This is a genomic window from Geobacillus sp. GHH01 (genome assembly GCF_000336445.1).
GTDB classification, from domain to species: Bacteria; Bacillota; Bacilli; order Bacillales; family Anoxybacillaceae; genus Geobacillus; species Geobacillus zalihae.
Genome location: NC_020210.1, coordinates 329,949 through 356,043, shown reverse-complemented (window position 1 = coordinate 356,043; position 26,095 = coordinate 329,949). Strand labels below are relative to the sequence as shown.

Genomic DNA, 26,095 nt, shown 5'->3' with positions numbered 1-26,095 from the left:
AACACCAAGACGATGAGACGGTCTGGATAGCGCTCTTTGAGCATTCTCAAGAAATTCAAGAACGTCGCGGCATTGGCACGGCAGTCGTTTGATGAAGCACCGTTTCGCCATCGTGGATGTTGACCGCGCCAAACCGCGATACGTGGGCATGATGGCCGAACGTCGGCACTTGTTTTTGGCGGCCGACTTCTGACCATGTGGACCGCAAGACATGGTAAGAGCGGATATGGGTTTCATCGATGTACAGAAGAACGGCATCTTCTGTGTCCTTGGTGATCAAGTTTTTTGATCAGATCCATTTGCTTTTCCAATTGCTTTTGCTCATCCGGGTTCCCTTTCGCCAGTGTGTACGTCGGTCGTGTCCACGACAGCCCTTTGCGGTGCAGGAGTTTTCGCAGCGCTTCGCGGGAAATGGAAACACCGAATTGCTTTGCGACATAGGATTGCAGGAGTTTGGTGTTCCACGCCGAGGCGACGTCCCAGCCCAGTTCGGCGGGAGTGGTGGTCAACACAAGCTGTTTGATCTTTTCCTGCTGTTCTTCGGTGAGAAACGGCTCCCGCCCGGGGGCGAAATCCCGATGAAGCAGGAGTTCAAGGCCGCCTTCGTTGAACAGCGACACATAATGGGAAACGGTTTGTCGGCACACGTTGACCATGGAGGCCGCTTCTTTGCCCGAATAGCCTTCCATGACGAGGCGAACGGCCATCACCCGTTGGCGAAGAAGGGTGTTTTTGATTTTCCGTTCCTGTTTGCGAAGTGTCCGAGGTGTCCATCCGTGATCGTTGGTGATTTTGAGACGTTTCATGCAGAATTCCGCTCCTTTTCCATACTTTTCCTTAGGGACAGTATAACCGGAGTGGGCACCGCTTATGCGAAGGTTAACTTTTCAATGAGCATGTATATAGAAAGACCTCTTGTAACAGCAAGAGGAGATGGAAAAAGTTATATTTATTCCAATTGCAATCCGAAATACGCTCAATATGCGTTAACGATTCTTCGCACATTTTATAATTTTTGTCTGCCTTATAAATCATTTGATGATAAGAAACTGACACCTGCACAAAGACTTGGAATGACCGACCGACAATTCACCATGAATGACATCATTTATTTTAAGTAAATCGCCCTATGGATATTAGGGTGATTTTTTAAAGGGAATTTGGTATTTAATGTTAAATATATATTAAATAGCTCTGTTGATATTATGGGTTCTGTTAATTTTTTTAATACGAAACTCTAAAAGATAAATTAGCGTCTAATTAGAAAAGGGGGGAATCATTTGGAAATTAGGGCTTTATTTTCTTTAGTGGATAGTGTTTTTGTTTGTAGTAACGGGATGTGCAAGTGAAATAAAAAACAAAGAACAAAAAATTGTGATTTTTGTTGATGGGGGGTTCTAAAGAAATCACTCATAATAAAAAAGTTTCACAGTTAAATAAAATACTAAATGATACTGATTGGGAAAATGCTGAAGTGCAAATGGCACGTTTACCTTTCAAATTGTTACTAAAGATTAATCCATTGAAGCAAAATCAGTAACTTAAGATGTTTGGATTAGCCCTAATAAAGACAAATTAGAGATTGTCAAAAGAGATGGTCAATATGCTCAATTAACAAAAGAAAACTCGGCTCTCTTGGTTGAGATTATGACAGGAGGGAAATTGGCTGATTTAAAATAAATTAGTCATTGTATTAACAAGATTAGTTCAATAAATAAAGAAACAAACTCACCATTTTATTCGTCTTTTATAAATGAAGATAGGGGGAGAAACATTGAAACGATTTATTTCTTGTATTCTTTTATTTTTGCTTCTTTTGGTAGGTTGTTCGAATAATGTAGAGAAAGCTGAAGAAACATGGAAAGTTAGTCCAACGTTCTCTACGGACTATGGTGAAATGTTTGGTAAGGAAGGAAAAATAGGCATCATCGGTGGTGAAGTAAAAGCAGGAAAAGGACAAAAGTGGATGTGGCATTTTTGGGGTTCGGAGGATATTTCTTATAAAGAATGGGAAGTAAAGGCTGTTCACCAAACTACCAATAAGGAAATCAATCCAATCCTGTTTAAAGATGAAAAGTTAACGCCGAAAGATAAAGAAATTCAAGGACATGCTCGTTCGCAAGTATCTTTCCCTTCGCCAGGACTGTGGAAAATTAAAGTGTTTATCGACAATAAATTTTTTGATGAATTTGTTGTTGAGGTTAAGAACTAAACATTTCTTTAATTAATGGGAATCTTCAGTTCAATAAGAAACACTAATAAGTATTAAAAACGCTCAGAATGAAAATCTGAGCGTTTTTCTTTGCGATTTATATTGTTATTTTTGTTTAAATGTATTGCTAATTACCTTGCTATTTGATGTATTATTTAACATTTTCCCTTCCTAATGTGAATCCGTTAGCAATTACCCTGCTTTTTAATTTAATTGAATGCTAATTGATTTGTCAAAAATAGTGTCATTTTCGACCATTTTTTTGTTTTTGCACCTCAAAACGGAACCCTTTAGGATAGGGCATCCCCTTTCTTGTGTTTCAAGAATTCATGTAAACGCCACGATAATGAAGACTTTATCATCTCCACAAATACAAAAATAGTAACGACTCACATTTCGCACCCTCTCGACCAACATCGGGAGGATTTTTTCGTCCCCATGCCGAATCGATCCTTGGTGCACAAGGAAAGCAAAGGAGTTTCCACACCATGGACGTTCGCATTCGTGCGATTGATGAACGTTCCTATTTGACTATCATAAACGCCATCTTCAAGGATCTTGGCCTCCCCCAGCTGATTGACCGGCTGGTTCCGGTGGATCGCCAACGCCAAACCCGAACCAGCGATATCGTCAGCCTGATCACTCTGGATATCTTGAGCGGCCGTAAAAAATCCTTTCTTTCTACCCCGTTAGGATGCGAAATGTGAGTTAGGATATGAATGCTTTACCACCTTATCTGAAAAACCTAGGGAGTGTTATCCATCTCGGAACAGCCTGTCGATAAGAAAAGAAAATGTATCGCTCTTCATATTCTTCTATTTTTCAGTTTCACAATCCTTCTTTAACTTCCCTCCGAAAGAAGTCTCCTACTTCTAAACGTGAAGGTGCGCCAGCACCAGTGAAAGTGGGAGATGAATGTCGGTTGGCGTTAGCCAACGAATAGGATAGAATATGGCTAGAACGGACACCTTCGGAACGAAGGGAAGCGTAAAGGGTTCTTGTGTGTGGCTTACCGTTCAGCGAACACACACAAGTCGCTTGAAGCCCCCACCTCTAAGCGAAGCGTAGGTGGTGGGTAGTTCACTATAGCGAAACAAACAGACCAACAGCGGCATTCCATGAACAAGCAGCGGACAAGCCGATATACATGGTCGGAATGCCAAACGTAAAAACAGCGCCCCTTCTCCGCCGATTGGGCGGAAAAGAGACGCTGCTTCTTACGATTGACTGTTTTCTCTCGCTTTAAGCGTGACGGAAACCGTTGTCTCAAACCTGTCGCGGTAGACGGTCACGTTAATCCGGTCGCCCACCGATGTTTTCGTATACAAATATTTGCGCAAGGCGCTGACGCTGTCGATTTTCTCCCCGTTGATCGCCGTGATGACGTCTTTCGATTTCAATCCGGCCTCGGCGGCTGGGGAGAACGGTTCGACGGACGTGATGGCTGCACCATCTGTCACGTCGGACGGCAATTTCAGTTCATCCGTGCGGACGTCATCGGACAAATCGGCCACATCGACGAGCTGTACGCCAAGGTACGGGCGTTTGATTTTCCCGTCTTTCATGAGCTGTTCGACGATCGGTTTGACGTTTTCGCTTGGGATCGCAAAGCCGAGCCCTTCGACGCCCGTTTCGGCGATTTTCATGCTGTTGATGCCGATCACTTGCCCCGCGCTGTTGATGAGCGCCCCACCGCTGTTGCCCGGGTTGATCGCGGCGTCCGTTTGGATGACGTCGATTTCCCAATCCCCCGCTGACGTCGAAACAGGCATCGTCCGTTTGCCGCTGACGATCCCTTCCGTCACCGTCCGCGACAAGTCAAGGCCGAGCGGGTTGCCGATCGCCGCGACAGGCTCGCCGATTTTCACCTTCGACGAGTCGCCGAAGCTCGCCACTTTCGTCACCCCTTCAGCAGGGATTTTCAAGACGGCGAGGTCGGTGAGTGCATCCGCGCCGACGATCTCGGCTTTCACTTTTTTCCCGTTCGCGAGCGCCACTTCGACTTTGTTCGCCCCTTCAATGACATGGTTGTTCGTCACAATGTAGGCCGCATCGCCGTCTTTTTTAAAGATGACGCCCGACCCCGTTCCCGCTTCGGTATCTTGCGCTTGATCAGAGAAAAAGTCCACTTGCTTCTGAATGTTGACGACGCCGACGACCGCATCGGCCACTTTATTAATGGCGGCGATCATGTTCGTGTTGACGTTCGCCGTCGGCTGCAGCGGCAGCGCCTCGCTTTTTGCGGTCGTTTCCGCTGTTTCCGTTTGGGAATTCGTTTCTTCATGCATCCATTTCGGCGCCACATACCACGTCGCCGCGCTCCCAATCACCGCCCCTGCGACGGAAGCGGCGAGCCACGATACGAAGCGGCCGCGGCGTTTCGGTTCTGGCGTTGGGGTTGGTTCAAATGGCATCATGTCCATGGGTCATCTCCTCCTTCATGATCCATGATGGAATATGCAGCATCTTCGAGCGAATGGCCGCCAAGCAGTGAAATGGCGGGCGAAATACGACGATGCCACCGACATCGATCGGTCTCGCATAAAGGGAGGACCAGCGGCACTGTTTCCTCCGATTGTTCCGATGCATCGTTTCATCCCTTTCTGCATACGTTATGTCGTCTCCGGCGCTGGCGTCATCCGCTTCTGCTTCCGCCTCCGCCCGGCTGCGAGCGTGCGGATCGACAGGAAAATCCCCGTCGCAGTCAAAATGATCATCGCCACCGCCGCGACATCAACCGCCCAGCGGATGTCAAGCGAACCGATTCTCCCTTCGTGCAGCTGGCGGACGAACATCATGAGCGACGATCCGCCTCCCTCGGCGCGCGGTGCCATCGGGGCCGTAGATGCCCCCGCTCCCGACGTCTGCCCCGCCCCGAACGCGTTCATTCTTTCCTGCGCGGCGCGGTGCATCTCGCCGCGCTCCGTCTGGCCGATCAGCCACGGCTCGGATAGAAGGAGCCCCGTCACCGCCTCAACAAGCAAAAAGATCGAACTGATCAGCCCAATCCAAAGATGCAAATTCCTCATTTTCCTCATCGCCGTTTGCCTCCTTTTCCTCTTCGTCCATCATGATAGCCAAGGAAGGTGAAAAAATGGTGAAAATTCTTTTTGAGAGAACAGCCTTCTGCGCGGCGAATGGGCTGCGTTTTCACCGTTTTTTCACGAACGATTTGATATGATTAAGAAGGAAGAGAGACAGAACGGGAGGAATGGCGATGAAAATTTTGCTGGCCGAGGACGATCTTCACCTAGGGGAGCTGATCGTTCACTTATTGAAAAAGAAAGGGATCGACCATATCGATTGGGTGCAGGAAGGCGAAGATGCGTACGATTACGCCATGGCGGAGTTTTACGATGTCGTCGTGCTCGATTGGATGCTTCCAAACGGCGATGGGGTGGACATTTGTCGACGGTTGAGGCAAAACGGCTACACAGGCGCGATTTTGATGTTGACGGCGAAAGACGCCGTCCATGACCGCGTCACCGGGCTTGAGGCGGGAGCGGACGATTACTTGGTCAAACCGTTTGAAATCGACGAGCTCGTCGCGCGGCTCAAGGCGCTCGCCCGGCGCACGTTCGTCCCGCTTCAAGAGGAAAAAGTGGCGTTTCACGGCTTCACCTTAAACCGGACAAGCCATACGCTCCATCGCGGCGATGAAGAGATTTTCCTCACTCCACGCGAGTTTCAGCTTCTCGATTTGCTCGTGCAAAACCAAGGGCAAGTCGTGCCGCGCGAAACGATATTGGACCGCGTTTGGGGGTGGGATGCCGATGTGTCAATGAAAACGATCGACGCGACGATCAAATTATTGCGCAAAAAGTTGAAAGACGATGTCATCCAAACCGTTCGAGGAGTGGGGTATAAAATTGAAAAATAACTGGAGGGAATGGCGCGACTGGCTGCGCCGCTTAGGAAGCGCCGACTTGTTCCGCCGCGCCCATTGGCGGCTCACAGCGCTCTACAGCGGCATTTTCACCTTGTTTCTCGCCTTGTTTGTCATGATCGCCGCTGCCTTGTTTTACTGGATCGCTACCTCTGACCAAGAGCGGCGCATCAGCCGCCTCGCCGAGCAAGAGGCGAATACGATCGAACAAGTGCTGCTCAAGCAAAGCAACTTCGACTTGTTTGATGATGAAAATGTCATTTTGTTAAGCGAAGACCAACTCTTTTTTTACGTCATCGGCCCAAACGGCGGCCTGCTCGCCGGGGATGAAGTGCATCCGCGCCTGCGTCCGTATTTTTTAAACGCCTTGTCCCATCTCAAGGCAAATGAGCGCGCTCCCGTCTACATGAGCGTCTCTTTGCCGGAACATATGCCCGGCCTCGCGCGCGAAGCGGCCCGCGACTGGCGCGTGCTCGCCGCCGCCCACCCGCTCGTCATCCACGGCGATTTCGTGGGCATGCTGTATATCGGCATGGACGTCACGTCGTTTTTCGGCGTGTTCCATTGGCTGCTCATTGTGCTCATCGGCTTGGCCGTTTTGTTTCTTGCCGTCGGCGTGGCGCTCAGCTTCTTTATGTCCAAGCGCGCGCTCGCACCGATTGAAGAAGCGTACGAGCGGCAGCGCCAGTTCGTCGCCGACGCCTCTCATGAGCTGCGGACGCCGCTCAGCGTCGTCTTCTCGTCCGTCGAGGCGCTTTCGCTTGAGGAGGATGTGATGAAAAACGACTTCGCCCGCCGCTTGCTCGACCGCCTGCGTGACGAATTGAAGCGAATCACGAAACTGATGAACGACTTGTTGACGCTCGCCCGCGCGGATGCGAAACACGCCGCGCTGGAGCTTTCAAAACAAACGTTCGATTTCCGCCCGCACGCCGAGCGCACGTTCCAGCTCATGTCGGAACTGGCGGCGAAAAAACAGATTACGATGCATTTTCACGCTCCCGAGCAAGCGCTCGTCACCGCTGACCCGGACAAATTGACGCAGCTGTTGTACATTTTGCTCGACAACGCGATCAAATACACCCCCGAAGGCGGCGAGGTGACGCTGTCGATCCGCACCGAGCCAAAGCACGTGTTCCTTTCCGTCAAAGACACCGGCATCGGCATCCCGCCGGAAGACATCGGCCGCATTTTCGACCGCTTTTACCGCGTCGACAAAGCGCGCTCGCGCCAACAAGGCGGCCACGGCCTCGGGCTGTCGATCGCCAAATGGATCGTCGACGCCCACGGCGGCGCGATCCACGTCCATAGTCAAATCGGGAAAGGAACCGAATTTCTTGTTCGTCTTCCTCGCTAAATCCAGGGGGCAAAACAGTAAGGCGAAGGCTTCCTTCCCCTAACAGAACGTGCCGTTGAGTGAGAAAAACGAAACATCATACTTTGTTGCTGTTGCAAACCGAACATATTCATGTTATGATTCAAAACGTAATGACCAAATTGTCCATTTAGTCAAAAATGAAGGATGAATGCCCATGTCGGATAAAAAACAACAAATTATTGATGCCGCCACTCAATCATTTTCGCTGTTCGGCTACAAAGCAACGACAATGGATCAAGTAGCGAAGATAGCTAATGTCGGCAAAGGAACGATTTATACATTTTTCAAAAGCAAAGAAGAGCTGCTTGACCATATCGTTTCCTCTGTTATATCCGAAATTAAGCATGAAGCGGATGCGGCTATGGATGATCGTTTGCCGTTCAGCGAAAACGTCCAACGCGCCTTGCAGCGTATTTTTACATTCCGTCAAGAACATGAATTAACCATCAAACTTTTGCAAGAAATGCGGGATATTGGCACCGCAGCTGTACGAGATGTGATGAAACGCCTTGATCGCGAAATGATTGCCTATATTCGCGAAAAAATTGAAGAAGCGATGGCAAAAGGGGACATTCGCTCTTGCGATCCAGAGTTAACGGCATTTTTCATGTTTAAAATGTACATCGCATTAAGCATTGAATGGGAAAAAGATCACGAACCATTGTCTCAACAAACCATTGCCGAACTGTTTGATCTGTATTTGCTGAAAGGATTGTCTCCATGATAATCCTTCTCTTTTTGGAGCGAAATGACTAAATGGACAAATCAGTCAGAATTATAAACAAAGGAGGTTCGGGCATGCACGCATTTCAATTATGGTTAAAAGAATGGAAGGCCATTCTGTCCAACCGCAAAGTGCTGATTCCTGTCATAGCTGTATTATTCATCCCTCTTCTATACAGCGGCATGTTTCTATGGGCATTTTGGGATCCATACGATCATTTGGATGAACTTCCCGTCGCTGTAGTCAACCAAGACAAAGGGGCGGTTCTCAACGGCAAAGAGATTCATCTTGGGGAAGATCTTGTCGAAAAGTTAAAAGAGAACAAGCAGTTTGACTGGCATTTTGTAACCGAACATGAAGGGGAAAAAGGGTTAAAAGAACAAAAGTATTATATGCTCATTCAAATCCCTGACGATTTTTCCCGGAATGCGACAACGCTGCAAGACGATCATCCGAAAAAACTGCAGCTCATTTACAAACCGAATGAGGGATTTAACTTTCTATCGGCACAAATCGGCGAAACTGCAGTTGAAAAAATAAAAAACGAAGTAGCGAACGCCATAACAGAAACATATGCCGAAAGCATGTTTGATACGATTCAAACTGTCGCTGACGGATTGACAAACGCGAGCGACGGAGCCGCACAACTGCATGACGGACTCAGCCAAGCACAAGACGGAACAAACCGACTGTATGATGGCATGAAAAAAGCACAAGACGGAACTGAAACGTTATATCACCATTTAGCGACACTCGCGGAAAAATCCGTGAGCTTTACTGACGGACTGCACCAAGCTGCCAGTGGCTCATTGCAAGTTCAAACCGGGTCCGAAGCGCTTTACAACGTGATGAAACAGATGACCGCTGGGCAAGAGAAACTCCTCTCCGGAGCAAAGCAGGCTCAGCAAGGAGCAGCGAATCTTGCTTCAGGGACAAGACGCGTATATGAGGGAATGCAAGCGCTCGACGCCCGCACTCCGCAGCTTTTGCAAGGATCTGAACAATTGAGCGATGGAGCAGCAAAGCTCACAGCTTCATTGGCTCAGTGGCAGGAAGGAGCCGAACAAGTTCACACAGGTGCGGCCCAAATCACAAGCGGTCTTGAGCAGTTGGGCGCGCAGCTGGACGTGCTCATCAAGACAACTCCTCAAGCGCAACAGAGAGCCGTATATGAGCAATTAAAAGAACAAATCATGAAACTATCATCGGGAAGCCAGCAAGTCGAAAACGGCCTTGCGCAGTTAAATAGCGGCGCCCAATCGTTGCACTCTGGAGCCTCTTCTTTGCACGAAGGAGCCCAACAGCTGCATGAAGGGCACATCGCTCTCGATCGCGGAGTCGATGAACTGCTTGCCGGTCAACAACAACTTGTCAATGGCGCAGACGCACTGGCGAATGGCCAAGAACAACTCGTCAGCGGCATGAAAACAATGTATGACAAAATGCAAGAAGCTGCACAAGGAGCAAGCCAGCTTGCCCATGGCAGTGGAACACTTTCTTCAGGCCTGCAAACATTGGCTCAAGGAGCGGATCAGCTTCAAGATGGTACGCGCCAGTTGAGGGACGGTTCACAACAAGTAGCGGCTGGAACGAAGGAATTAACGAACGGGACAAAACATTTGCAAGATGGTGTCAACCAACTGACAGACGGCTCGAAAGAATTGGCGGATAAATTGAAAGAAGGAGCCGAACAAGCAAGCGATGTCAAAGCCAATAAGGCTGTCTACGACATGTTTGCCCAACCAGTGAATCTCCACAAGGAAGAAATCAATAAAGTGCCGAACTACGGAACAGGGTTTACGCCGTACTTCTTATCACTTGGATTGTTTGTCGGAGCGCTGTTGCTTTCCATCGTCTTTCCGCTTCGCGAACCAGCGGAGATTCCGCGTTCACCATTGCATTGGTTTTTGGCTAAATTCGGCATCTTGATCGGCATCGGGATTTTGCAAGCACTGCTGGCGGATGTCGTGTTGCTGGTTGGACTCGATTTACACGTAAAAAGCGTCCCGCTCTTTATCGTGTTTAGCATTGTCACTAGCATCACATTTTTATCTGTCATTCAATTTCTTGTTACCGTGTTCGGCGATCCAGGAAGATTTATCGCGATTGTCGTGCTGATTTTGCAATTGACAACAAGCGCGGGAACATTCCCGCTCGAACTGATTCCACGCTCGTTGCAACACTTTAACGCATGGCTTCCGATGACGTATTCGGTTTTCGGATTGAAAGCGGTCATCTCAAGCGGTGATTTCTCGTTTATGTGGGAAAACATCGGCAAGCTGCTTCTATTTGTTGTTGCCATGATGATGGGAACACTCGTTTATTTGACTATCCAACATCGCCGCCAATTTGCCACGGCCGTCGAACAAGCTTCTGAAGCGTAATTGCTTCAGAAGCTTGTTTTTTTCTATCGACCCTTGCCATCGTTATCATTCTTTCATGATTTCTCTCTGATGCAAGGGACAATGATGGAGAACAGTTTTTCATGTTCTTCCTCACATTTCAACTAATGATTCTTGAACGGTGAGACAGACGTTATGAGCCGCTTCAGCGTTTTTTCGCAAACGGAACGTCGCCCTGCTTCAGGCGATGCAACAGGTGGAGGGCGTGGAGAATGCCAAATATATCAACGCATTCACAACCGCGTTGATATACTGCATAACCAAGTCTCCGACATCGCGGATTTCGATCGGAAACAGGCGGATGATGAGGACAGACACCGCGATGATGAGGAACGAACCGATCAGAGTACCGCCGAACCGCGCCTGCGGATGCCATCGAATTCTCGCCAAGCCGACGATCAACGAACCGATGGCAAACCCCAAAAACGAGCCGTACGCATAATATCCAACATAAAACGTCGGAAACAAAAAGGAAAACAACAACACCAACAAAGCGCCGCCCACATCAACCCCATACGACCGAACCACGTCTTTCCTTCCTCCCCCGTCATGTCATGCGAACATCACCGTTCATCTCGCAGCTCCCCCCTAATGGATGATATGCTCAAAACCCCTTCAAAAAACATTCGCTTTTCACCTAATTTTCTCCTTCCCCTTCTACAATACAAACCGTAAGCCAGTCCACCACACAAAAGGAGGTGACGAGATTGAAAAAAGCTCGAGCGGTGTTTCTGCTCGCCTTTGTCGCTCTCGCGGGGGTCAGCCTGTTTCACGTTCTCGCTCCGCATGAAGTGATGGCGCACGGGCGTCCGGGCGCTCCGTTTGACGGCATGCCGGGCGGATTCGGTCATCCCCATCGGGAGTTCATCATGGAGCGGCGCGATGGCTGGATGATGCCGATGTTGTTCCTAAAGTGGCTCATTCCTCTTTTGCTTGCCGCCGTCGGGGCCGTATGGCTCGCCGCGGCGCGGTCGAAGCGCTGGATCGGCTGGGTGCTCGTCGCTGTAGGGATTGCGGCGCTCCTGCCGAAATGGGTGTTGATTTTGCTTGCACTGGCCGCGGTGTACGCCTCGGGGCGGCGTCAAGCGCGCAAACCATCTGCTGTTGAGGCGTTGATGCCAGCGGCGCCATCCGTTTCCGCCGATTGGCTTGATGAATGGGAAAAAACGATTCAAAAGGAGGCACAAACAAATGGGCATTTTTCGCCGAATGAAGACGATCGTTCTCGCTGAAGTGAACGAACAAATCGACCGCTGGGAAGACCCTGTCGCCATGACGAAACAATATTTGCGCGAACTTGAAGAACAGCTCGAACGAGGGCGCCAGGCGCTCGCCCAGCAATGGGTCGCCGAGCGGCGCTATGAGACGCTCATCGCCCAAGCGGAGGCGACGATTGAAAAACGGAGCCGCCAAGCGAAACTGGCGCTCGAGCGCAACGAAGAAGCCGTCGCCAAACTCGCCTTGCGCGACAAGCTGTTGTATGAGAAAAAGCTGGAGGCGTACAAACAACAATACGACGCCATCAAAGCGAAAACAGCCGAAGTCGCCAACCGTCTAAACCAACTGCGCGAGCGGTACGACGAGCTCGCAGCTAAGCAGCTGGAGCTCGCTACCCGCGTTAACGCCGCGCAAGCGTTGAAGCAAATCGACTCGGCGCTCGCCTCCTTTTCCGCCGACGAGGCGCTGCGCGGATTCGCCCGCATGGAAGAGCGCGTCATCGCGTTAGAAGCCGAAGCGGCAGCCGCCCGATTCGGAACGAACGCCGTGTTGTCCCCTTTGCCGTTTGACGAAGAAGTGGAACGTGAACTGGCGAAATGGAAAGACGCCCAAGCGCATAACGCCTAATTTTCCCCTCCCCCCTTTTGACATAGATCACCCCCTTGCCGAGTTGGCAAGGGGGATTCGTTTGTTTCGCTCCCTTGGACAAGCGGCGGCCAAAAGCACATGCAGCCCGCGACAAGCCTGAACGATGCCCGATGCCATGGTCTTGCCCCATTGATAAGCAAAATCGTTTCCTTTGTTTTTCCATCGTGCTAAAATTAATTAGAGAGACGAAAGAATACAGGAGATGACCTGCCTTGAACTGGAAACGAAGCGTCCGCATCCTTTGGCTGTGCAATTTCATGGTGTCGGCGGGAATGACGATGGTCATTCCGTTTTTGTCGCTGCTGTTGTGGGAAATGGGCGTCACCGAGCACCATTCGTTGAGCGTCTGAACCGGTCTTGTCTTTTCGGCGACGTTTTTGTCGGCGGCCATCATGGCGCCGATTTGGGGCATGTTCGCCGACAAGTACGGCCAGCGCGCCAACCTCATCCGTGCAGGGATTGGCATGGGGCTGATCACCAGCTGCATGGCGTTCGCCCATTCGCCGATGGCGCTGCTTGTTCTTCGCTTTTTGGTCGGCTTTTTCTCGGGATTCATCACCGTCTCGTTTTCGTACTTGGCGCGCGTCGTGCCAAAAGACCATAGCGGCGAGGCGCTCGGGACGCTGCAGACGGGAAGCATCGCCGGCAACATCATCGGGCCGCTCATCGGCGGCGCCTTATCCGATTGGTTCGGCTTCCGCCCGGTGTTTCTCGTGACCGGGTTTTGCATTTTGGCGACATTGCTTCCTGTCGTCTTTTGGCTCGACAAAGACCCCGTCGCGCCGCAGACGCAAGAGCGCCATGCCAGTTTCAAAGAAGTATTCGCCCATCGGCCGCTCGTCATCTTGTTTGTCGCCACCTTTCTCGTGCAAATCGCCGTTCTTGGCGTCAACTCGATGATGACGATTTTCGTCCAGTCGCTCGTCGGCGATTCTCGCAATCTCGCATTTCTATCAGGGCTCGCCTCCTCGATCACCGGAATCGCCACGATCATCGGCGCGCCGTATTTAGGCAAGCTCGGCGACCGGATCGGGCAGGAGAAAACACTGCCGATGTTGCTTCTGCTCTCCGGCCTGTTCGCCTTGCCGCAAGTATGGACGGACCATCTTTATGAATTGTACGTCTGGCGCTTCTTGCAAGGGCTTGTCGTCGGCGGGGTATGGCCTGCCCTTCAAGCGCTGATCAACGCGCAATGCCCGCGCCGCATCCAAGGCCGCGTGTTCGGCGTCACAGCCAGCTCCCGCTTTCTCGGCAACCTCGCTGGTCCGACGGCAGCGGGAGCCATCGCAGGATTCGCATCCATTTCGGCCATTTTCGCCTTGTCAGGGCTGCTCCTCATCGCCACAGGGGCTTTGGTCGGATCCACCACCCACGACCGCGCATGGCGTGAAGACATGAAAGAAAAAATCGCCGCCTGGGCGCACCGCCTTCACATCCGCCACTGACAGCGCGGCCAAGGCAATGAAAAACGGCCTGAGAGGAATCCCTTTCAGGCCGTTTTCGCTCATTCTCCCATCCGTCGAAGCAACGAATACGGAATCGCCTCCCCCACCCGCCCGTTGCGCCCGGTCGTCGTCTCAGCCATCGTAAGCGAATTCCAAATCGCTTCCTCGGTCGCCTCAATCGCCGCCTGAAACAGTTCATTCATGAGCGGCGCGTCATCACGGACGAGCGGAGGGAACGGTTGAAGAGCAGAATCCGAAAAATGGGGAATGGTATAAGCATTGGAAAACGCAATGACAATGTCGCCGCTCCCGTGATGGACGCAGCTTCCCGTCCGCCCGAGCCCCACCGCCGCCCGCCGCGCCAGCCGCTTCAACTGCCGCGCATCAAGCGGCGCGTCAGTCGCGACGATCATCATAATCGACCCAGGCGGCACATCCCGTTCATCGAACGACGGCGGCATATACGGCACGAACCGCAACTCCTCACGCCGGCCGAAATTGCTCACGACCAGCGCCCCGACTGTATACATCCCGCCCGCGATCCGCGACGAACTGCCGACGCCCCCTTTCCACCCGAAACACATCATCCCCGTACCCGCGCCAACCGCCCCTTCTTCCATCTCGACGCGCGCCGCGGCAATCGCCTGTTTCGCATGCTCCTTCGTCACCGCCATCGCCCGCGCCGTATTCAAATAGCTGTCATTGCATTCCCCGACGACAATGTTGACCGACCCCGTCACATCCCCAATCTCCGGCGTCGCCTCCAACATATATTCCAGCGTCCCTTGCCAAACCGCCCCGACGCTGAACGTATTCGTCAGCATAATCGGCGACTCGATCGTCCCAAGCTCCTCGACTTGCACAAGGCCAGCCGTTTTCCCAAACCCATTCAGCACAAAACAAGCCGCGGGCACTTTCTCCAAAAACCAGTTGCCCCCATGCGGCAGCACCGCCGTCACCCCGGTGCGGATCACCGTCCGTTCGTCCATCTCTTCCCGAATCGTCACATGACCGACCTTTACCCCAGGCACATCGGTGATTTGGTTCCGCCTCCCCACCGGAAGCGTGCCGATGGAAAAACCGAGATCGCGAAGCTTGCAGCGCATAACCGTTCCCCTTTCTTTCCTTTGCTTGCCCCCATCGTGAAAAAGCAAAAACAAACGCCCATCCGGAAGCAAACAAATGTTGCTCCTTCTATCCAAGTATAGCGCATCGAACAAAGCTGCCGCGAGAAAAACAGAACGAAGAAGAAGTTTTGCGCGTGGCGAGGATCAAGGGAAGATGGTGGGTCATCTCCACATTGCCAGCGAAGACAGCACAAGAGGAGAAAAGATCACCAAATTGCGTGGGTGAAAACGCGATTCAGATATGTGTGGAAGACGGGGAGTTGGATAAGTTTTAATCCCTCATAGGTACGATAAAAACAAAGAGTGTTGGCGGAAGTGGAAAAGGCATTTTCTGCGTTTCAATCCCTCATAGGTACGATAAAAACGGCGGCCACTGCGATTGGCGGAGCGCTAGGGTTTGCCGTGTTTCAATCCCTCATAGGTACGATAAAAACCTGCGCTCGCGTTGCATAATCCCAATCGTTGCTGGTTTCAATCCCTCATAGGTACGATAAAAACTTGCACACTCAACCACCTCAAACGTTTGCTCACGGTTTCAATCCCTCATAGGTACGATAAAAACTCCAAAACTTTCGCAACATTCATCTTCATCGGATGGAGTTTCAATCCCTCATAGGTACGATAAAAACGATGGCAGCGATGAACCCGTCAACTAACGATTATCAGGTGTTTCAATCCCTCATAGGTACGATAAAAACACCCGTTCGTTTCGGAGCGAGCGCTTTGGTTTCTTGGTTTCAATCCCTCATAGGTACGATAAAAACGAAAGACGGGCGCAGGAAAAATATCAACCGGAACAGTTTCAATCCCTCATAGGTACGATAAAAACTACGAAGAAACAGCGTTATTTACCGCTTTTGTTCATGTTTCAATCCCTCATAGGTACGATAAAAACGTGGTTTAACTCAGAAAGGGAATTAAAAGTAAGCACAGTTTCAATCCCTCATAGGTACGATAAAAACATGAATGGAGGAATGAATAAAGATGATTGTCAATTGTTTCAATCCCTCATAGGTACGATAAAAACCTTTGGGTGCTGTCGATTTGTATTCAATCATTTTCTTGCGTTTCAATCCCTCATAGGTACGATAAAAACACAAGGAGTTGTTGCTAAATGAAAATGAAAGCTGTGTTTCAATCCCTCATAGGTACGATAAAAACAAAAATAAAAAATGTTAAAGACGCGGTATACTTAGCTTTGTTTCAATCCCTCATAGGTACGATAAAAACGCTATTCCAAGAAAAAGGCCTATATGCAATGATTGGGTTTCAATCCCTCATAGGTACGATAAAAACTTTTTATATCTTATTCATTGATCAAACGAGCCACAACCGTTTCAATCCCTCATAGGTACGATAAAAACCCAAACCATGCGCATCAAATCAAGCTTTTTCCCTTTGGGTTGTTTCCAGAATATCACGTTTCAAAAATTCTGTCAATACAGTTCGGCCGTGATGGCTGTAGGATTTTTGGCGCAAAAAACATTGTCGTCGATCCCCCGGGATTTTTGCACGATTGGGGGTCGACGACAATCGCAAGACCCTCACTTTTCCTCCAACAGTTGTTGAAGTTTGTCCATTTTTTGCTTTTGCTTTTTGCTGACGGCTTTTCCCCATTCTCCGATGCGTTTCCAATACGCCTGCAACGCAACGGCGGCTTGTTTGTTTTGCTGCTCGATCACCTGTTGGTAAAGGCTATCCTTGCTTCGCTGCCTATCCGTTTCGCTGTCAGTCAACCGTTCAATTTCGGCCACCAACCGTTCTTCGGGGGAGAGGAGGGCCAGCCTTGCTCGTTCTTCTTCCTCGCGTCTCTTTCGCTCCACCATTTCCTGCTCGATTTTTCGACGCTCAAGACGAGCGCGCTCTTTTTGCACCATTGGGAGGAATTCCGTTTCTGTCACATCGTCCACCTCAGAAAATCGGCCATATCCCGAAGATGTTTTCGAACCGATTCCCCATTCCATCAACGCCTGTTTGGTATATAACGATGCTGCCTCTAACAACCGGGTAGTTTTTTCATCGTCTCGAAAGCCATGAGCCGTTAAATAAATGTCCACCTCTGCAGCCATGACCGTCCAAAACGAAACGGGAACAGGTTTTTGATTATCTGTCGCAGCGTTTTTTCCCTCATAATACTCCTTCATATGTACAGCGAGCACATCCTTTTCCAACCGCAATCCATCGATGAGAAAGATGTCGTAAAACTGCACCTGTCCTTTATGGTCTTGTATCCCAAAAATCGCACATCCATCTTCATGCTCGCCGAGCCGTTTCTCGTCCCCTTCGCAATACGCCTCGATAAACCAATGGCGCACAAGGCCTTTCAGACTGGAGGCAGGAATGTAAGGAAGACCGTACACGGGGTGGATCGTCAATGACGTCTCGCGAACATGCCCCGCGCCCAGTCCGTGGACAATTCGGCCAGAGAGGCGGGCTTTCAGCTTCTTGACTCCCCCTGTTTGCGCCCATTCCACCATGGCCTGTTCTCGCTGCGCCCGCAGCTGCTCGCCAACCTCTTTCAGCTCGGGGAGAATCGGGGCGGATTTCAACTGTTTCGAAGGTTCCCACACTTTTTTACGGTCATTCCACCGATGCTCAATAAAATAATGGAGATGGTACGCCAAATGCCCGATCGATTTATTGGCCTTTTGCACGACTTCTAGGGTGTCCTTTGGATGAAAAAGCATGCCCTCCCCTCCTTACTCTGCCGCCTTTGCATCGTCTTTCGCCATCCCGTCGGCAAACTTGCGCATCCAATCTAACAGCGCCATGGCTTCCATCGTCCATAACCGGTAATCAACGCTCGATAAGTTGACGACAGCCTCGACGAGTTCTTGGTTTGCCGATGAAAATTGATCCGGAAACTGTTCCCTCATCCATTTTGCGAGGGATTGATAAATCGCCTTGTATTCCTTCCCTTTTTGAAAACAAAACGCCAATGCTTGTCCGAGACCGTTGACTTGAATTAAGGACGGCATTTTTTTGACGTAAGAACGATAGTTTTCGAAGCTTCCTCTCAATCGTTCTTTTGCCTGTTTCACTTCTTGAAACGCAAATGCGGCTCTCCCGTTCTCAATCCCCACACGCTTCACGTTTGTTTCCATGGCTCCTCCTCCGTTCACACCCAAATCGTTCTCATCATTCCGCGGCCTAATGTACTGTTCCCGCCAAGCTGAAAGACGGATGGAAATTTGTTTTCATTCACAAAGTACTGTTCAATATCCGCAGCCTTCGCAAGACCGTCTATTCCGTCTCCCCGTACATCACCAATGTAGAGGAAACTGTAAAAAACCGTTTCTGGCGGAACATTTTCCTCATACCAGAGCGCACCGTTGTCAACGGTCCCTGTCTCCGGTGAAATGCGAATGCGCGCGTTAATTTCGGTCGACAATTTGACGAAATCCGTGAAATCGTCATCGGAGAGAACAACGAGTCGATCTACAAGACGCAGGCGGCAATGCTCCCCAAGGAGGGCGGCAAGTTGTTCCGCCAGCTGTTTCGCTTCAGAAGAGACGGTGACCGAAAACGCATACTCCTCCAGCACAATGCGTCCATTGACCGCCATCAACCGGTCGGAACTGACCGTGTTCGGTGCGGGCACCGGAAGAAGTTGAACTTCTTTCCCGATCGATTGCTGATGGACGCTCATCTCTTGATTCCACCGCTCAATCACAAACGGGCACGTAATCCAAGCAAATACGCCGCGAAGCGATTTAACCGGAAACAGCAAAACGCGTGCATCGCTCAGAGCAATGGCGCTCGCTTGTGTGACGCTTTCCTGTCCTTTGTCCGCGCCGAAAATCAGTTCAAGCTTCTTCCGTTCAAGATTCTTCCCATCTTCAGGAAGCGACTCTGTCATATGATATCGAAGCGCCCCTTTGAGCGAGGAGCTTTCGATTTTTGGAAATCCTGTATGCTTCTCTCGCTGAATAGGCAAGTCGACAAACCCGATCTCGCTCCCGCTCCCCGCATGGACAGACGTAATGGCATGCATAAGAAAAGGCCGTACGATCGAATACATTACAACTCCTCCTCGCTTTCTTTCGCACTCGTGATCACTGCAAACCCAAACCCTTCCTCCGCCCCTTCATCGGTGAGATGAACGCCGTCAAGGGCGGAGAGGACAAGCGGCAAAGCATCGTCGCGTTCGATCTTCACATAGATGACCGAACCGGCTGGGATCATCCATTTCCGCGGTTTTGGCCGATGGCGGACGATGTCCCATCCCCCGTACAACTCCGGACGTCCGATGGAAGCGGCAAGCCAAGTGACGACCGCCCCGTTCGGCCATGTCCACTGATCGCCGTCCATTGCCGCTGGACGGGATCCGTTCGAGAAAATAGCTGGAGACAAAAAGACGATTTTCGCCAGCTTTGTCCGCTGAATGTCTTGTTCAATCCCCTTTTTCTCGTCTGGATTCCATATACGAAGCGTTTCCGGCTGCTGGCGGATAGACCACGGCCGGTTTTCCCCGCCGATCCGCGCCCACTTGACATCAGAGAAATCCGGTCCATCACCGATGTAAGCGACAAGAGACGCCCCATCTACAAAACGCCCTTTCGCCACCCGGTATAAAAGCCCCTTTTGTGCTGTTCGGCTGGACGTGTCGAGTTGAATTCCCACCTTATCTTCCCGAGCGATGAACGATGACAATGAACAAAGGGAAGAGATTGGCTTATTCTCAAGAAGCGCCTGCTTCCATTCCTCCATCGGGACGTAATAGTGCTGCGGACTTTTCGTTTTGTCACGCCGCGAAGAAGCCAGACGCCACATCGAAGCAGATGATGAAGGCTTTCGGTCTTTGACAAGCCGCAATGGATACGCTTTGAGCGATTTTTCCTCCTCTATGACTTGATAATCAAAGGGCAGGGGAAAGAACAAGACGTCTTCTTTCACCAGCGTGCAATAATGGAGACAGAACTGCCCCCGCTCAGTCGGGGTGCCCATCCATCTCCTCACCTGTTCATCACTGCCCCTCGTAAAATCGTCAAACGTGCTGTACGCATAAATGTACGCCGCCCGCAACGCGCCGTAAATCGTATTCGGGCGCGGAGGGAATATCGACTCCATCACCGTCGCCTCCCCCGCTTGCGTCGCATGATGGTTTTTAAAGAAAAACGTGTCTACCGGTGTCAAGACTAATTTTGTCATTGCCCGTTCCCCTCGCTCCGTTTGAAAAAGGTCAATATCTTTAACAGATACAAAAAGTCATAGCCGCTGCGAACCGCTTCATGCAAAGACAAAAGAACTTGCGTGTGATGGGCGATCTCTTGGGCGCTCAGATGGCTTCCCTCTTTTACAGACCGCTTAAGCAAACGCCGAAGCTCTGTCGCGAGCATGTCGCCATTCTCCCATTTAGGGCAGTGCCGCTCATGCAGCAGCGGGGCAAACGCGGAAGCGAAATGAAAAATAAAGTTCGGCGACAGGGATGTTTTCAACAGATTAATCCATTGATCCAATAATTGTGAAACCTTCTCTCCTCCAATCATCCATGGGAGAACCGCTTCCGAAATCTCGCCAGAGCGGGTGTGAAGCGCTAAAGCAAGGGCGTCCTTTCGCTGCCCCGTCTTGTCGTTGGAATACTGTTTCGCCTTTTTCTCCAACGCTCTGACAGCGTTAAGAACGAGATGGAGCGGCGACTTTTTGTGAGCGATGACCACGCCAAACGAGGCGGTCGCTCCATGACCTAATCCTTTCCGTTCATCGCCAAACGCCAATCGGAGCTCCTCAGCCGCTTTCAGCACCGTCTCGGTCGGCAGGAAGGCAAGGACGTCATCCCCCCCTGCATAAACGAGCTTGCCGCGGCACTGTTCTTCGACAATCCGAGGAACGATTTCCTTCGCAAACCGGGCCAGTTTTTGGCTCGTTTGACTATACTCCTCTTTCCGTTCCCCGGAGAACCATTTCCCCATGTTGTCCCCGTCCATCATGAGCACGGCGTAATAATCGCCCGCTCCGATCTCGAGAACAGACGGAAACGACAAAACCGAAGCGCCAAACAAAGCGGAGAAGTAATCGCGGGCCACCCGTTTGCCTAAGCAAATGCCGCATAAAAATTCGTTGTCCTTGATTCGTCCCGAGCGGCGGTCGTCTTCTTCGCCTCCAGCTCCTTGAAATTTCTCCGCCCGCCGCTTCCAAAGGTGGAGCGTTTTCCGCTTGATCTCACCGTAATGATCCGTTTCCTTGATCTCGGCAAGCCGCAGCGCCTCCCTTTCCTTGCAGACGGAACAAACAAGGCCGAATTGGGAAACAGGAATGTAATGCTTCTCATTTTTCAGCGCCCCCAACCGCCGTTCGGCGCGTTCACGCACGGTCCGGAACGAAGCGGACGGCTCATACGGTTCAGCGACCCAGTACACTTCTAAAAACGACTGCACTTGCTGTTCCACCATCATCTCCAGCCATTCATACTCTTCGGCAGTGAGATGTGGAAACACGCGTCGAATGGCTTGAAAGCAGAAGTCCAGAAACACTTGGCGAACATTGTCCTCCACTTCGCGCAGCCAGCCGCCAACCTTTTCTTCTGTTCCCTCCATCACCACCGTCACGCGGTTCGGGATCGAAGCAATGCGAAAATCCCGCGCAGATGGCGACCGCAACTCCTCCCTTGTGACGAGCGGGTATACGACTTCACAGTTGGCATCCAACTGGTAAAACTGTTTGATCGCCTCTCGCACCAAATGGGACAAAATATAACTTCCGCTCCAAAAATCTTCCGTTTTGCGGGCTGAAGCGATAAACGACTGCACAGGCCCGACCGTAAAAATGACGATATAGCGATTGGTCATATCCTCACCCCAACGATCTCTAAAAACCGGTTTCGATCTCGCTCATAGCGCGGCTCGCTGTAGCGCGAGTCATGGTTTCTCACTTCTGTTACAATCGGATAGTAGCGGCCTCCGATTTTCCTCACCGTGCACCATAACGGGGAAGAAAGCTTTCCTTCTTTCCCTCTCATATATCCTAGGCTGCCATAACGATTCGCTTCATGCGATGCCCTGCCAAACGCCTTCACCACTTCCGCCGCGCTCTCTTTTCCTTCTCCAACCCACACCGCGGACAATACCGGATGAGGTGTTGCGATGTCTTCACGTCGTGCCACAAGGCAGCCGCGCTCCGCAAAGGAAAACGCATCCGCCGCCCCGATGCGTTCTAGCGTCATACGCAAACTTTCACCGTATTCCTCAACGTGATCCCATTGATGCTCCGTCCATTGCACAGCTCCGAATCCGCGGCGCGACCGCTGCCCGAAGCTGGCGAGGTGAAGCATATATTGAAAGTGCCAATCATATTGCGCCAATCGCTCTTGATGACGCTTCCGCACCGAGAGCGTCACGGTCACCTCCCCGCCGGCAGGAAGCGCCGGAACAAACGTTGGAGACGTACGATGCGGCAAAATATTTTCTCTCATTGTCCCTTCCATCGCTCTTGCCAACGTTAGATGGACAGGCGATTGCTGCTTTGTTTTCCTCGTGCCGCCAAACCACTCTTCCTCCTTGGCAAGCAGCTTTTCGTGATGAGGTTCATCCTGCAGCGTCCGCCACCAGTACCTCCATACCCCCCGCAACGACGGAAGGCGAAACTCCGCCTTCTCCCTCGGATCAGCGCCGTGAATGGCGGCCGGCGTCAAGAGAACAAGCGGATATGACGACTGAGCAACAGCTGTTACCCCGCTTTCCTGATAGGCCATCACGCATTCTCCTTTGAGATTTGCATCGTTTTTGCGAGCGCTGACATACGTTCAAAAAACGCACCAAGTTCTCGGAACGACTGCTCCGCATCAGGCCAAAACTTTTCCGCCTTTAGCGGTTGCGGCCGCGCCCCAGCATGATTGATGTCGTTGCGCCGCTCCTTAAGCGTGCTAAATCGTTTTAAGTCGCCCTTATAAGGAGACAAGAAATCGATTATTTGTTCAACCCGCTCTACGGAACGAACGCGCCATTCCTCTTTCGGAATATCTCGCAATAAAATTTCAATAGCCGAATGAACATCTCCCCGGGCCTTCTCATTCCGCAAATCAAGCCCCAACACCCGGCAAACGGCCGTCACCGCATTTTCCTCCAACATCGTCAGCGCCTGCTGAATCAATCCGTGGTCCAAACACCAACGCACAGCCTTCCAACTGTTCATGATCGGATCATCATCAAACATCGCATACTTTTTCTCCATCACATCCAACAATGGGACAAGCGGTTTAATCGCTTCCGCCGACGCTGAGCGAACGCGGCCGAGCTGTTCATGAAATTTCTGCACTTCTTCATCGATTTGCAAGCTTCGGCACGTGCGGATCACTTTTTCCGTCTGATCAAGCTGCTTCGTCAACTGATTTAATTCTTTCACTTCGTTTCGCATTGTCTGGCTCGAAGACGGATTGCGGAACACTTCGCTGTTTTCTTTCGCGGTCAGCGCCTGGATGATGGAGGCATCCCCCGTGCGCAAAAATTGATCGACCCCGTTCGTCCAATCGAGCAGCCTCGCCATGCTTGTCAAATTGACAATCGGCGCCAACCGCCGTTCTGGAGGCAACTGTTTGACATCGGCTGGACGCCCAAGCATTTCAAACCAGCCGTAAACGATCGCGCCAATGTCCGTTTTTTTCACAAAGCGGGCGTAGTTCAACACGATGAGCGCGACAAACGGGATGGAACGGAAACTGTGGGTGATGTCAAAATAAATCGTATCCCCTTCCCGAATTTCATTCAGAATGCAGTCAAACAACCGCCAATTGGCCTGTTCATCCTGACGGCTTTCCATTTCCACGAGCTTCACATTCGCCTCAGGAGCGATGCGCTGAAAAGCGGTGATCAAGCCCTCCAGCCGCTCCTCCCCTTTGAAGCGGTCTCGCCCATTCCGCTCCCGCGCTTCTTTCGTCGCAAACACCACCACATCCATCGGTCCATCCCCGCGAAACAACTCATACACCGCTGTCTGGATAAAACGCGTATAAGAAGACGATTTGCCCTCGTATGTGTAATAACAATATTCATAATCGCTCAATCCAAGAAACGACAACAATACCCTTCTCCCCACGCTTATCTCCCCACTCCCGCCAATTGTTTCGTGATATCGATAAACTCAGAATCCTCTTCATAAATCCCTTTTCCTCTTTCCGCTTCCCGCTCATATCGGTTATGGTCAAGCCATAAATAGTTGGCATACAAGCAATCTTCTTTTTCATCGTATCGGTAAGCAAGGCGAAACGCCGTCTGTCCGTTGCTCGCTCCTTTGTACAAGTGATATTTCACTTTTCGGACATCAATCGTTTTGAATGACTTTTCGTGGTACAAAACGCCCATGTCTCCCTCTTCATGCTTCAGCTTTTTTACCAGCTCCCGCATCTGCTGGTGCACAAACAACGACTGATGGTGATTATGCCGAAGTAGATCGGCGACTTGTTTCGATACAAGGTACGTTGTCGCAAACAAATGTTTATATTTTTCATGTTCAAACAAAAATTGTCCAAATGCACTTAAATACACAAGACCATCCTCTTGCTGGAACAAAAACGGATATTGAAGAATACATTGTTTTTCGCGGTAAGAAAGCGAATCCGCATCAACCATGTCCTTTTGGCATTTCCGCAACAGATCAAAGTGATCATGAACAAATTGCTCATCAATATGTATCGGCACAGGAGGAATCTCATGTAACACTTGGCCGTCCTCATGCATATAAGCTGTCGGATAGTGCAGAAATGCCCCGACGATGTAGCCCAACGATGTCATCACTTTATACCCGCCAATCGGCGCAAAACAAGTTGTTGACGGTTCCCCGTGGGAAAGAGCATCCGCCACCTTCCACATGTACTCCCCCAACGTCTCTTGCATCCGTCTTGGATGATTCACATCCACATCCACGTACATGACACGAACGTTCGCGGCAAAGTCTTCCTCCAGCAACCTTGTCAACACGGCTTCCACAATCCGTCCTCCCACCGTGTCTGTCGCAATGAGGACAACCATTGGCCTCTCCGCCAATTTCCCTTGTCTACGAAGTTCGTAAATCATCGAATATTCCGCCGACACACGATTGGGATCTCGGGCGGCCTCATGAGCAAACTGCCCGGCATGGCGAATCCATTGATCAATTTTTCGTTGTTTTTCCTCGTCGATGTTGGTCGCGCTCAACCAAGGACGAATCTCCCCCATGATTTCATCCCGATTCATCGAGAAAACGTTCCTGTTTCCTGTCAGCAACGACACACCACACGTTACAACAATATGCTGGTACAACCGCCCTTCCCCTCCATATTTCTTTCATCTCAGGAAAATATAGCTATATTTATATCAATTATATTCTATTTTTCAATTATAGAGGAGGATATTTTTTAACAATTTCAAACATTTTTCCACTGAAGAGACGGGTGAAAAACGAATTTTCCACCCAACTTCGCGAAGGCGAATGGAAAATAACAAGGGCCCTCGAAAGTAAAAGAGCGTCTCTTCCAGCTGGTTTTTCCGTTGCTTCCCCCTTTTAAGGAGCGACGCAAAACAACGTCGGAGGACGAAACACAAAAAAAGAATCCCCTGCTCAGAAGGGATTCCCTCGATCGAAAGATGCCGCCAACATAGATCGCTGCCATCTTATTTTTTTCTCCCGTCACTTAGAAAGGCAACCCGTGAGACTAGAAATGCCTTTGCCCAACTTAGAATGCTGTACTGCCTGTTCCGCAGGCGCCCATCCGTTACGCACAATGCTTCATCACCGCAAACGAAGCAAATGAGAGATGTGGTCTGAACTAACTCTGCGACAACAACGAGCCCCCCATCACACCTGCGCGCGAAGATGGAGAGGGTTCAGTTCCTTGTGGATACGATAAAAACATCATAGATTTGCTTGACCGCCGCAAGCAAAAAGTTTCAATCCCTCATAGGTACGATAAAAACGTTTTTCCTTGCGTAAAAGAAGAAAATAAATTAATTGGTTTCAATCCCTCATAGGTACGATAAAAACTCATGGAAGAAATCATGACAGTAAACAAAACGAGAGTTTCAATCCCTCATAGGTACGATAAAAACCCCAAAAATGCTTGTTGCATCAAGCATTTCGATCTAG

General features: G+C 50.5%; 22 protein-coding genes, 3 pseudogenes and 2 CRISPR repeat arrays. Of the genes and pseudogenes, 11 read left to right on the top strand and 14 right to left on the bottom strand.

The annotated features are described in order from the left end of the window. Nucleotides 1–233 precede the first annotated feature (233 nt). Complete coding sequence (locus GHH_RS19285) at nt 234–806, bottom strand: IS630 family transposase (protein ID WP_015373864.1); 573 nt, start codon at nt 804–806, stop codon at nt 234–236. A 96-nt stretch (nt 807–902) separates the two neighbouring features. On the opposite strand from GHH_RS19285, the pseudogene GHH_RS19360 reads away from it, so the two are divergent. From GHH_RS19360 to GHH_RS01815, 3 genes and pseudogenes are all read left to right on the top strand, one after another. Continuing rightward, nucleotides 903–1,121: pseudogene (locus GHH_RS19360) on the top strand (insertion element protein); the annotation flags it as partial. A gap of 653 nt (nt 1,122–1,774) precedes the next feature. Further along, the gene (locus GHH_RS01820) at nt 1,775–2,212 is read left to right on the top strand and encodes a DUF4871 domain-containing protein (protein WP_015373863.1); all 438 of its coding nucleotides are present in this window, start codon (nt 1,775–1,777) and stop codon (nt 2,210–2,212) included. A gap of 488 nt (nt 2,213–2,700) precedes the next feature. Beyond that, on the top strand, nt 2,701–2,919 hold the full coding sequence (locus GHH_RS01815) for a DUF4277 domain-containing protein (protein WP_015373862.1): 219 nt from the start codon (nt 2,701–2,703) through the stop codon (nt 2,917–2,919). 510 nt (nt 2,920–3,429) lie between these two features. Here the strand turns inward: GHH_RS01815 and GHH_RS01810 are convergent. The 3 genes and pseudogenes from GHH_RS01810 to GHH_RS01805 form a co-directional block, all read right to left on the bottom strand. Beyond that, nucleotides 3,430–4,635, bottom strand: coding sequence for a S1C family serine protease (locus tag GHH_RS01810; protein WP_015373861.1), 1,206 nt, complete (start codon nt 4,633–4,635; stop codon nt 3,430–3,432). After that, a complete protein-coding gene (locus GHH_RS17800) occupies nt 4,616–4,801 on the bottom strand; it encodes a hypothetical protein (protein WP_081601547.1) in 186 nt (61 codons plus the stop codon). The genes GHH_RS01810 and GHH_RS17800 overlap by 20 nt, the downstream gene beginning before the upstream one ends. Nucleotides 4,802–4,824: 23 nt before the next feature. After that, nucleotides 4,825–5,262 (bottom strand): annotated as a pseudogene (locus GHH_RS01805) (PepSY-associated TM helix domain-containing protein); the annotation flags it as partial. A 167-nt stretch (nt 5,263–5,429) separates the two neighbouring features. Here GHH_RS01805 and GHH_RS01800 point away from each other — a divergent pair. The 4 genes from GHH_RS01800 to GHH_RS01785 all read left to right on the top strand — a co-directional run bounded on the left by GHH_RS01800 (nt 5,430) and on the right by GHH_RS01785 (nt 10,584). After that, nucleotides 5,430–6,092 (top strand): response regulator transcription factor, encoded by a 663-nt coding sequence (locus tag GHH_RS01800; protein WP_015373859.1) that lies wholly within the window; start codon nt 5,430–5,432, stop codon nt 6,090–6,092. Continuing rightward, a complete protein-coding gene (locus GHH_RS01795) occupies nt 6,046–7,455 on the top strand; it encodes a sensor histidine kinase (protein ID WP_371198460.1) in 1,410 nt (469 codons plus the stop codon). The genes GHH_RS01800 and GHH_RS01795 overlap by 47 nt, the downstream gene beginning before the upstream one ends. A gap of 175 nt (nt 7,456–7,630) precedes the next feature. Further along, complete coding sequence (locus tag GHH_RS01790; RefSeq protein ID WP_015373857.1) at nt 7,631–8,200, top strand: TetR/AcrR family transcriptional regulator; 570 nt, start codon at nt 7,631–7,633, stop codon at nt 8,198–8,200. 74 nt (nt 8,201–8,274) lie between these two features. Next, complete coding sequence (locus GHH_RS01785; protein ID WP_015373856.1) at nt 8,275–10,584, top strand: YhgE/Pip domain-containing protein; 2,310 nt, start codon at nt 8,275–8,277, stop codon at nt 10,582–10,584. Nucleotides 10,585–10,782: 198 nt separating this feature from the next. On the opposite strand, the gene GHH_RS01780 is transcribed toward GHH_RS01785, so the two are convergent. Then, nucleotides 10,783–11,130 (bottom strand): hypothetical protein, encoded by a 348-nt coding sequence (locus GHH_RS01780; RefSeq protein ID WP_015373855.1) that lies wholly within the window; start codon nt 11,128–11,130, stop codon nt 10,783–10,785. 179 nt (nt 11,131–11,309) lie between these two features. Between GHH_RS01780 and GHH_RS01775 the strand changes: the two genes are divergently transcribed. From GHH_RS01775 to GHH_RS01765, 4 genes and pseudogenes are all read left to right on the top strand, one after another. Beyond that, entirely contained in the window at nt 11,310–11,834 is a 525-nt protein-coding gene (locus GHH_RS01775) for a hypothetical protein (protein ID WP_015373854.1), read from the top strand. Continuing rightward, nucleotides 11,794–12,447, top strand: a complete 654-nt coding sequence (locus GHH_RS01770; RefSeq protein WP_015373853.1) for a PspA/IM30 family protein — start codon at nt 11,794–11,796, stop codon at nt 12,445–12,447. The genes GHH_RS01775 and GHH_RS01770 overlap by 41 nt, the downstream gene beginning before the upstream one ends. A 233-nt stretch (nt 12,448–12,680) precedes the next feature. Then, the gene (locus tag GHH_RS19355) at nt 12,681–12,818 is read left to right on the top strand and encodes a hypothetical protein (protein ID WP_236612581.1); all 138 of its coding nucleotides are present in this window, start codon (nt 12,681–12,683) and stop codon (nt 12,816–12,818) included. 12 nt (nt 12,819–12,830) lie between these two features. Further along, nucleotides 12,831–13,913, top strand: a pseudogene (locus tag GHH_RS01765) (MFS transporter); the annotation flags it as partial. A gap of 59 nt (nt 13,914–13,972) precedes the next feature. Here GHH_RS01765 and GHH_RS01760 read toward each other — a convergent pair. From GHH_RS01760 to GHH_RS01720, 9 genes are all read right to left on the bottom strand, one after another. Next, nucleotides 13,973–15,019, bottom strand: a complete 1,047-nt coding sequence (locus tag GHH_RS01760; protein ID WP_041470631.1) for a P1 family peptidase — start codon at nt 15,017–15,019, stop codon at nt 13,973–13,975. Between the two features lie 289 nt (nt 15,020–15,308). Beyond that, a CRISPR array of direct repeats spans nt 15,309–16,404; the repeat unit is 30 nt; unit sequence GTTTCAATCCCTCATAGGTACGATAAAAAC. A 180-nt stretch (nt 16,405–16,584) separates the two neighbouring features. After that, complete coding sequence (cmr6, locus tag GHH_RS01755) at nt 16,585–17,727, bottom strand: type III-B CRISPR module RAMP protein Cmr6 (protein WP_015373851.1); 1,143 nt, start codon at nt 17,725–17,727, stop codon at nt 16,585–16,587. 12 nt (nt 17,728–17,739) lie between these two features. Next, nucleotides 17,740–18,144, bottom strand: coding sequence for a type III-B CRISPR module-associated protein Cmr5 (cmr5, locus tag GHH_RS01750; RefSeq protein ID WP_015373850.1), 405 nt, complete (start codon nt 18,142–18,144; stop codon nt 17,740–17,742). A gap of 14 nt (nt 18,145–18,158) precedes the next feature. Continuing rightward, a complete protein-coding gene (gene cmr4, locus GHH_RS01745) occupies nt 18,159–19,061 on the bottom strand; it encodes a type III-B CRISPR module RAMP protein Cmr4 (RefSeq protein WP_015373849.1) in 903 nt (300 codons plus the stop codon). Next, nucleotides 19,061–20,191, bottom strand: coding sequence for a type III-B CRISPR module-associated protein Cmr3 (cmr3, locus tag GHH_RS01740; RefSeq protein WP_015373848.1), 1,131 nt, complete (start codon nt 20,189–20,191; stop codon nt 19,061–19,063). Before cmr3 ends, cmr4 begins: the two co-directional genes overlap by 1 nt. Further along, nucleotides 20,188–21,828 carry a type III-B CRISPR-associated protein Cas10/Cmr2 gene (gene cas10, locus GHH_RS01735; RefSeq protein ID WP_015373847.1) on the bottom strand — a complete coding sequence of 547 codons (1,641 nt, stop codon included), beginning with the start codon at nt 21,826–21,828 and terminating at the stop codon, nt 20,188–20,190. The genes cmr3 and cas10 overlap by 4 nt, the downstream gene beginning before the upstream one ends. Beyond that, nucleotides 21,825–22,730: an RAMP superfamily CRISPR-associated protein gene (locus tag GHH_RS01730; protein WP_015373846.1), complete on the bottom strand. Its 906-nt coding sequence runs from the start codon at nt 22,728–22,730 to the stop codon at nt 21,825–21,827. The genes cas10 and GHH_RS01730 overlap by 4 nt, the downstream gene beginning before the upstream one ends. Beyond that, a complete protein-coding gene (gene csx2, locus GHH_RS01725; protein ID WP_015373845.1) occupies nt 22,730–24,070 on the bottom strand; it encodes a TIGR02221 family CRISPR-associated protein in 1,341 nt (446 codons plus the stop codon). Before csx2 ends, GHH_RS01730 begins: the two co-directional genes overlap by 1 nt. 2 nt (nt 24,071–24,072) lie before the next feature. Continuing rightward, nucleotides 24,073–25,272 carry a putative CRISPR-associated protein gene (locus tag GHH_RS01720; RefSeq protein ID WP_015373844.1) on the bottom strand — a complete coding sequence of 400 codons (1,200 nt, stop codon included), beginning with the start codon at nt 25,270–25,272 and terminating at the stop codon, nt 24,073–24,075. Between the two features lie 561 nt (nt 25,273–25,833). Further along, a CRISPR array of direct repeats spans nt 25,834–26,058; the repeat unit is 30 nt; unit sequence GTTTCAATCCCTCATAGGTACGATAAAAAC. Between the last annotated feature and the right edge of the window lie 37 nt (nt 26,059–26,095).

What these genes read in the sequence shown, in the direction of transcription:
- GHH_RS01800 (WP_015373859.1), top strand. Translation starts at nt 5,430, where the DNA reads ATGAAAATTTTGCTGGCCGAGGACGATCTTCACCTAGGGGAGCTGATC.
- cmr4 (WP_015373849.1), bottom strand. Translation starts at nt 19,061, where the DNA reads ATGTATTCGATCGTACGGCCTTTTCTTATGCATGCCATTACGTCTGTC.
- cmr6 (WP_015373851.1), bottom strand. Translation starts at nt 17,727, where the DNA reads ATGCTTTTTCATCCAAAGGACACCCTAGAAGTCGTGCAAAAGGCCAAT.
- GHH_RS01730 (WP_015373846.1), bottom strand. Translation starts at nt 22,730, where the DNA reads ATGGCCTATCAGGAAAGCGGGGTAACAGCTGTTGCTCAGTCGTCATAT.
- GHH_RS01785 (WP_015373856.1), top strand. Translation starts at nt 8,275, where the DNA reads ATGCACGCATTTCAATTATGGTTAAAAGAATGGAAGGCCATTCTGTCC.
- GHH_RS01810 (WP_015373861.1), bottom strand. Translation starts at nt 4,635, where the DNA reads ATGGACATGATGCCATTTGAACCAACCCCAACGCCAGAACCGAAACGC.
- GHH_RS01795 (WP_371198460.1), top strand. Translation starts at nt 6,046, where the DNA reads ATGTCATCCAAACCGTTCGAGGAGTGGGGTATAAAATTGAAAAATAAC.
- cmr5 (WP_015373850.1), bottom strand. Translation starts at nt 18,144, where the DNA reads ATGGAAACAAACGTGAAGCGTGTGGGGATTGAGAACGGGAGAGCCGCA.
- GHH_RS19285 (WP_015373864.1), bottom strand. Translation starts at nt 806, where the DNA reads ATGAAACGTCTCAAAATCACCAACGATCACGGATGGACACCTCGGACA.
- cas10 (WP_015373847.1), bottom strand. Translation starts at nt 21,828, where the DNA reads ATGACCAATCGCTATATCGTCATTTTTACGGTCGGGCCTGTGCAGTCG.
- GHH_RS01815 (WP_015373862.1), top strand. Translation starts at nt 2,701, where the DNA reads ATGGACGTTCGCATTCGTGCGATTGATGAACGTTCCTATTTGACTATC.
- cmr3 (WP_015373848.1), bottom strand. Translation starts at nt 20,191, where the DNA reads ATGACAAAATTAGTCTTGACACCGGTAGACACGTTTTTCTTTAAAAAC.
- GHH_RS01790 (WP_015373857.1), top strand. Translation starts at nt 7,631, where the DNA reads ATGTCGGATAAAAAACAACAAATTATTGATGCCGCCACTCAATCATTT.
- GHH_RS01760 (WP_041470631.1), bottom strand. Translation starts at nt 15,019, where the DNA reads ATGCGCTGCAAGCTTCGCGATCTCGGTTTTTCCATCGGCACGCTTCCG.
- GHH_RS17800 (WP_081601547.1), bottom strand. Translation starts at nt 4,801, where the DNA reads ATGCATCGGAACAATCGGAGGAAACAGTGCCGCTGGTCCTCCCTTTAT.
- GHH_RS01770 (WP_015373853.1), top strand. Translation starts at nt 11,794, where the DNA reads ATGGGCATTTTTCGCCGAATGAAGACGATCGTTCTCGCTGAAGTGAAC.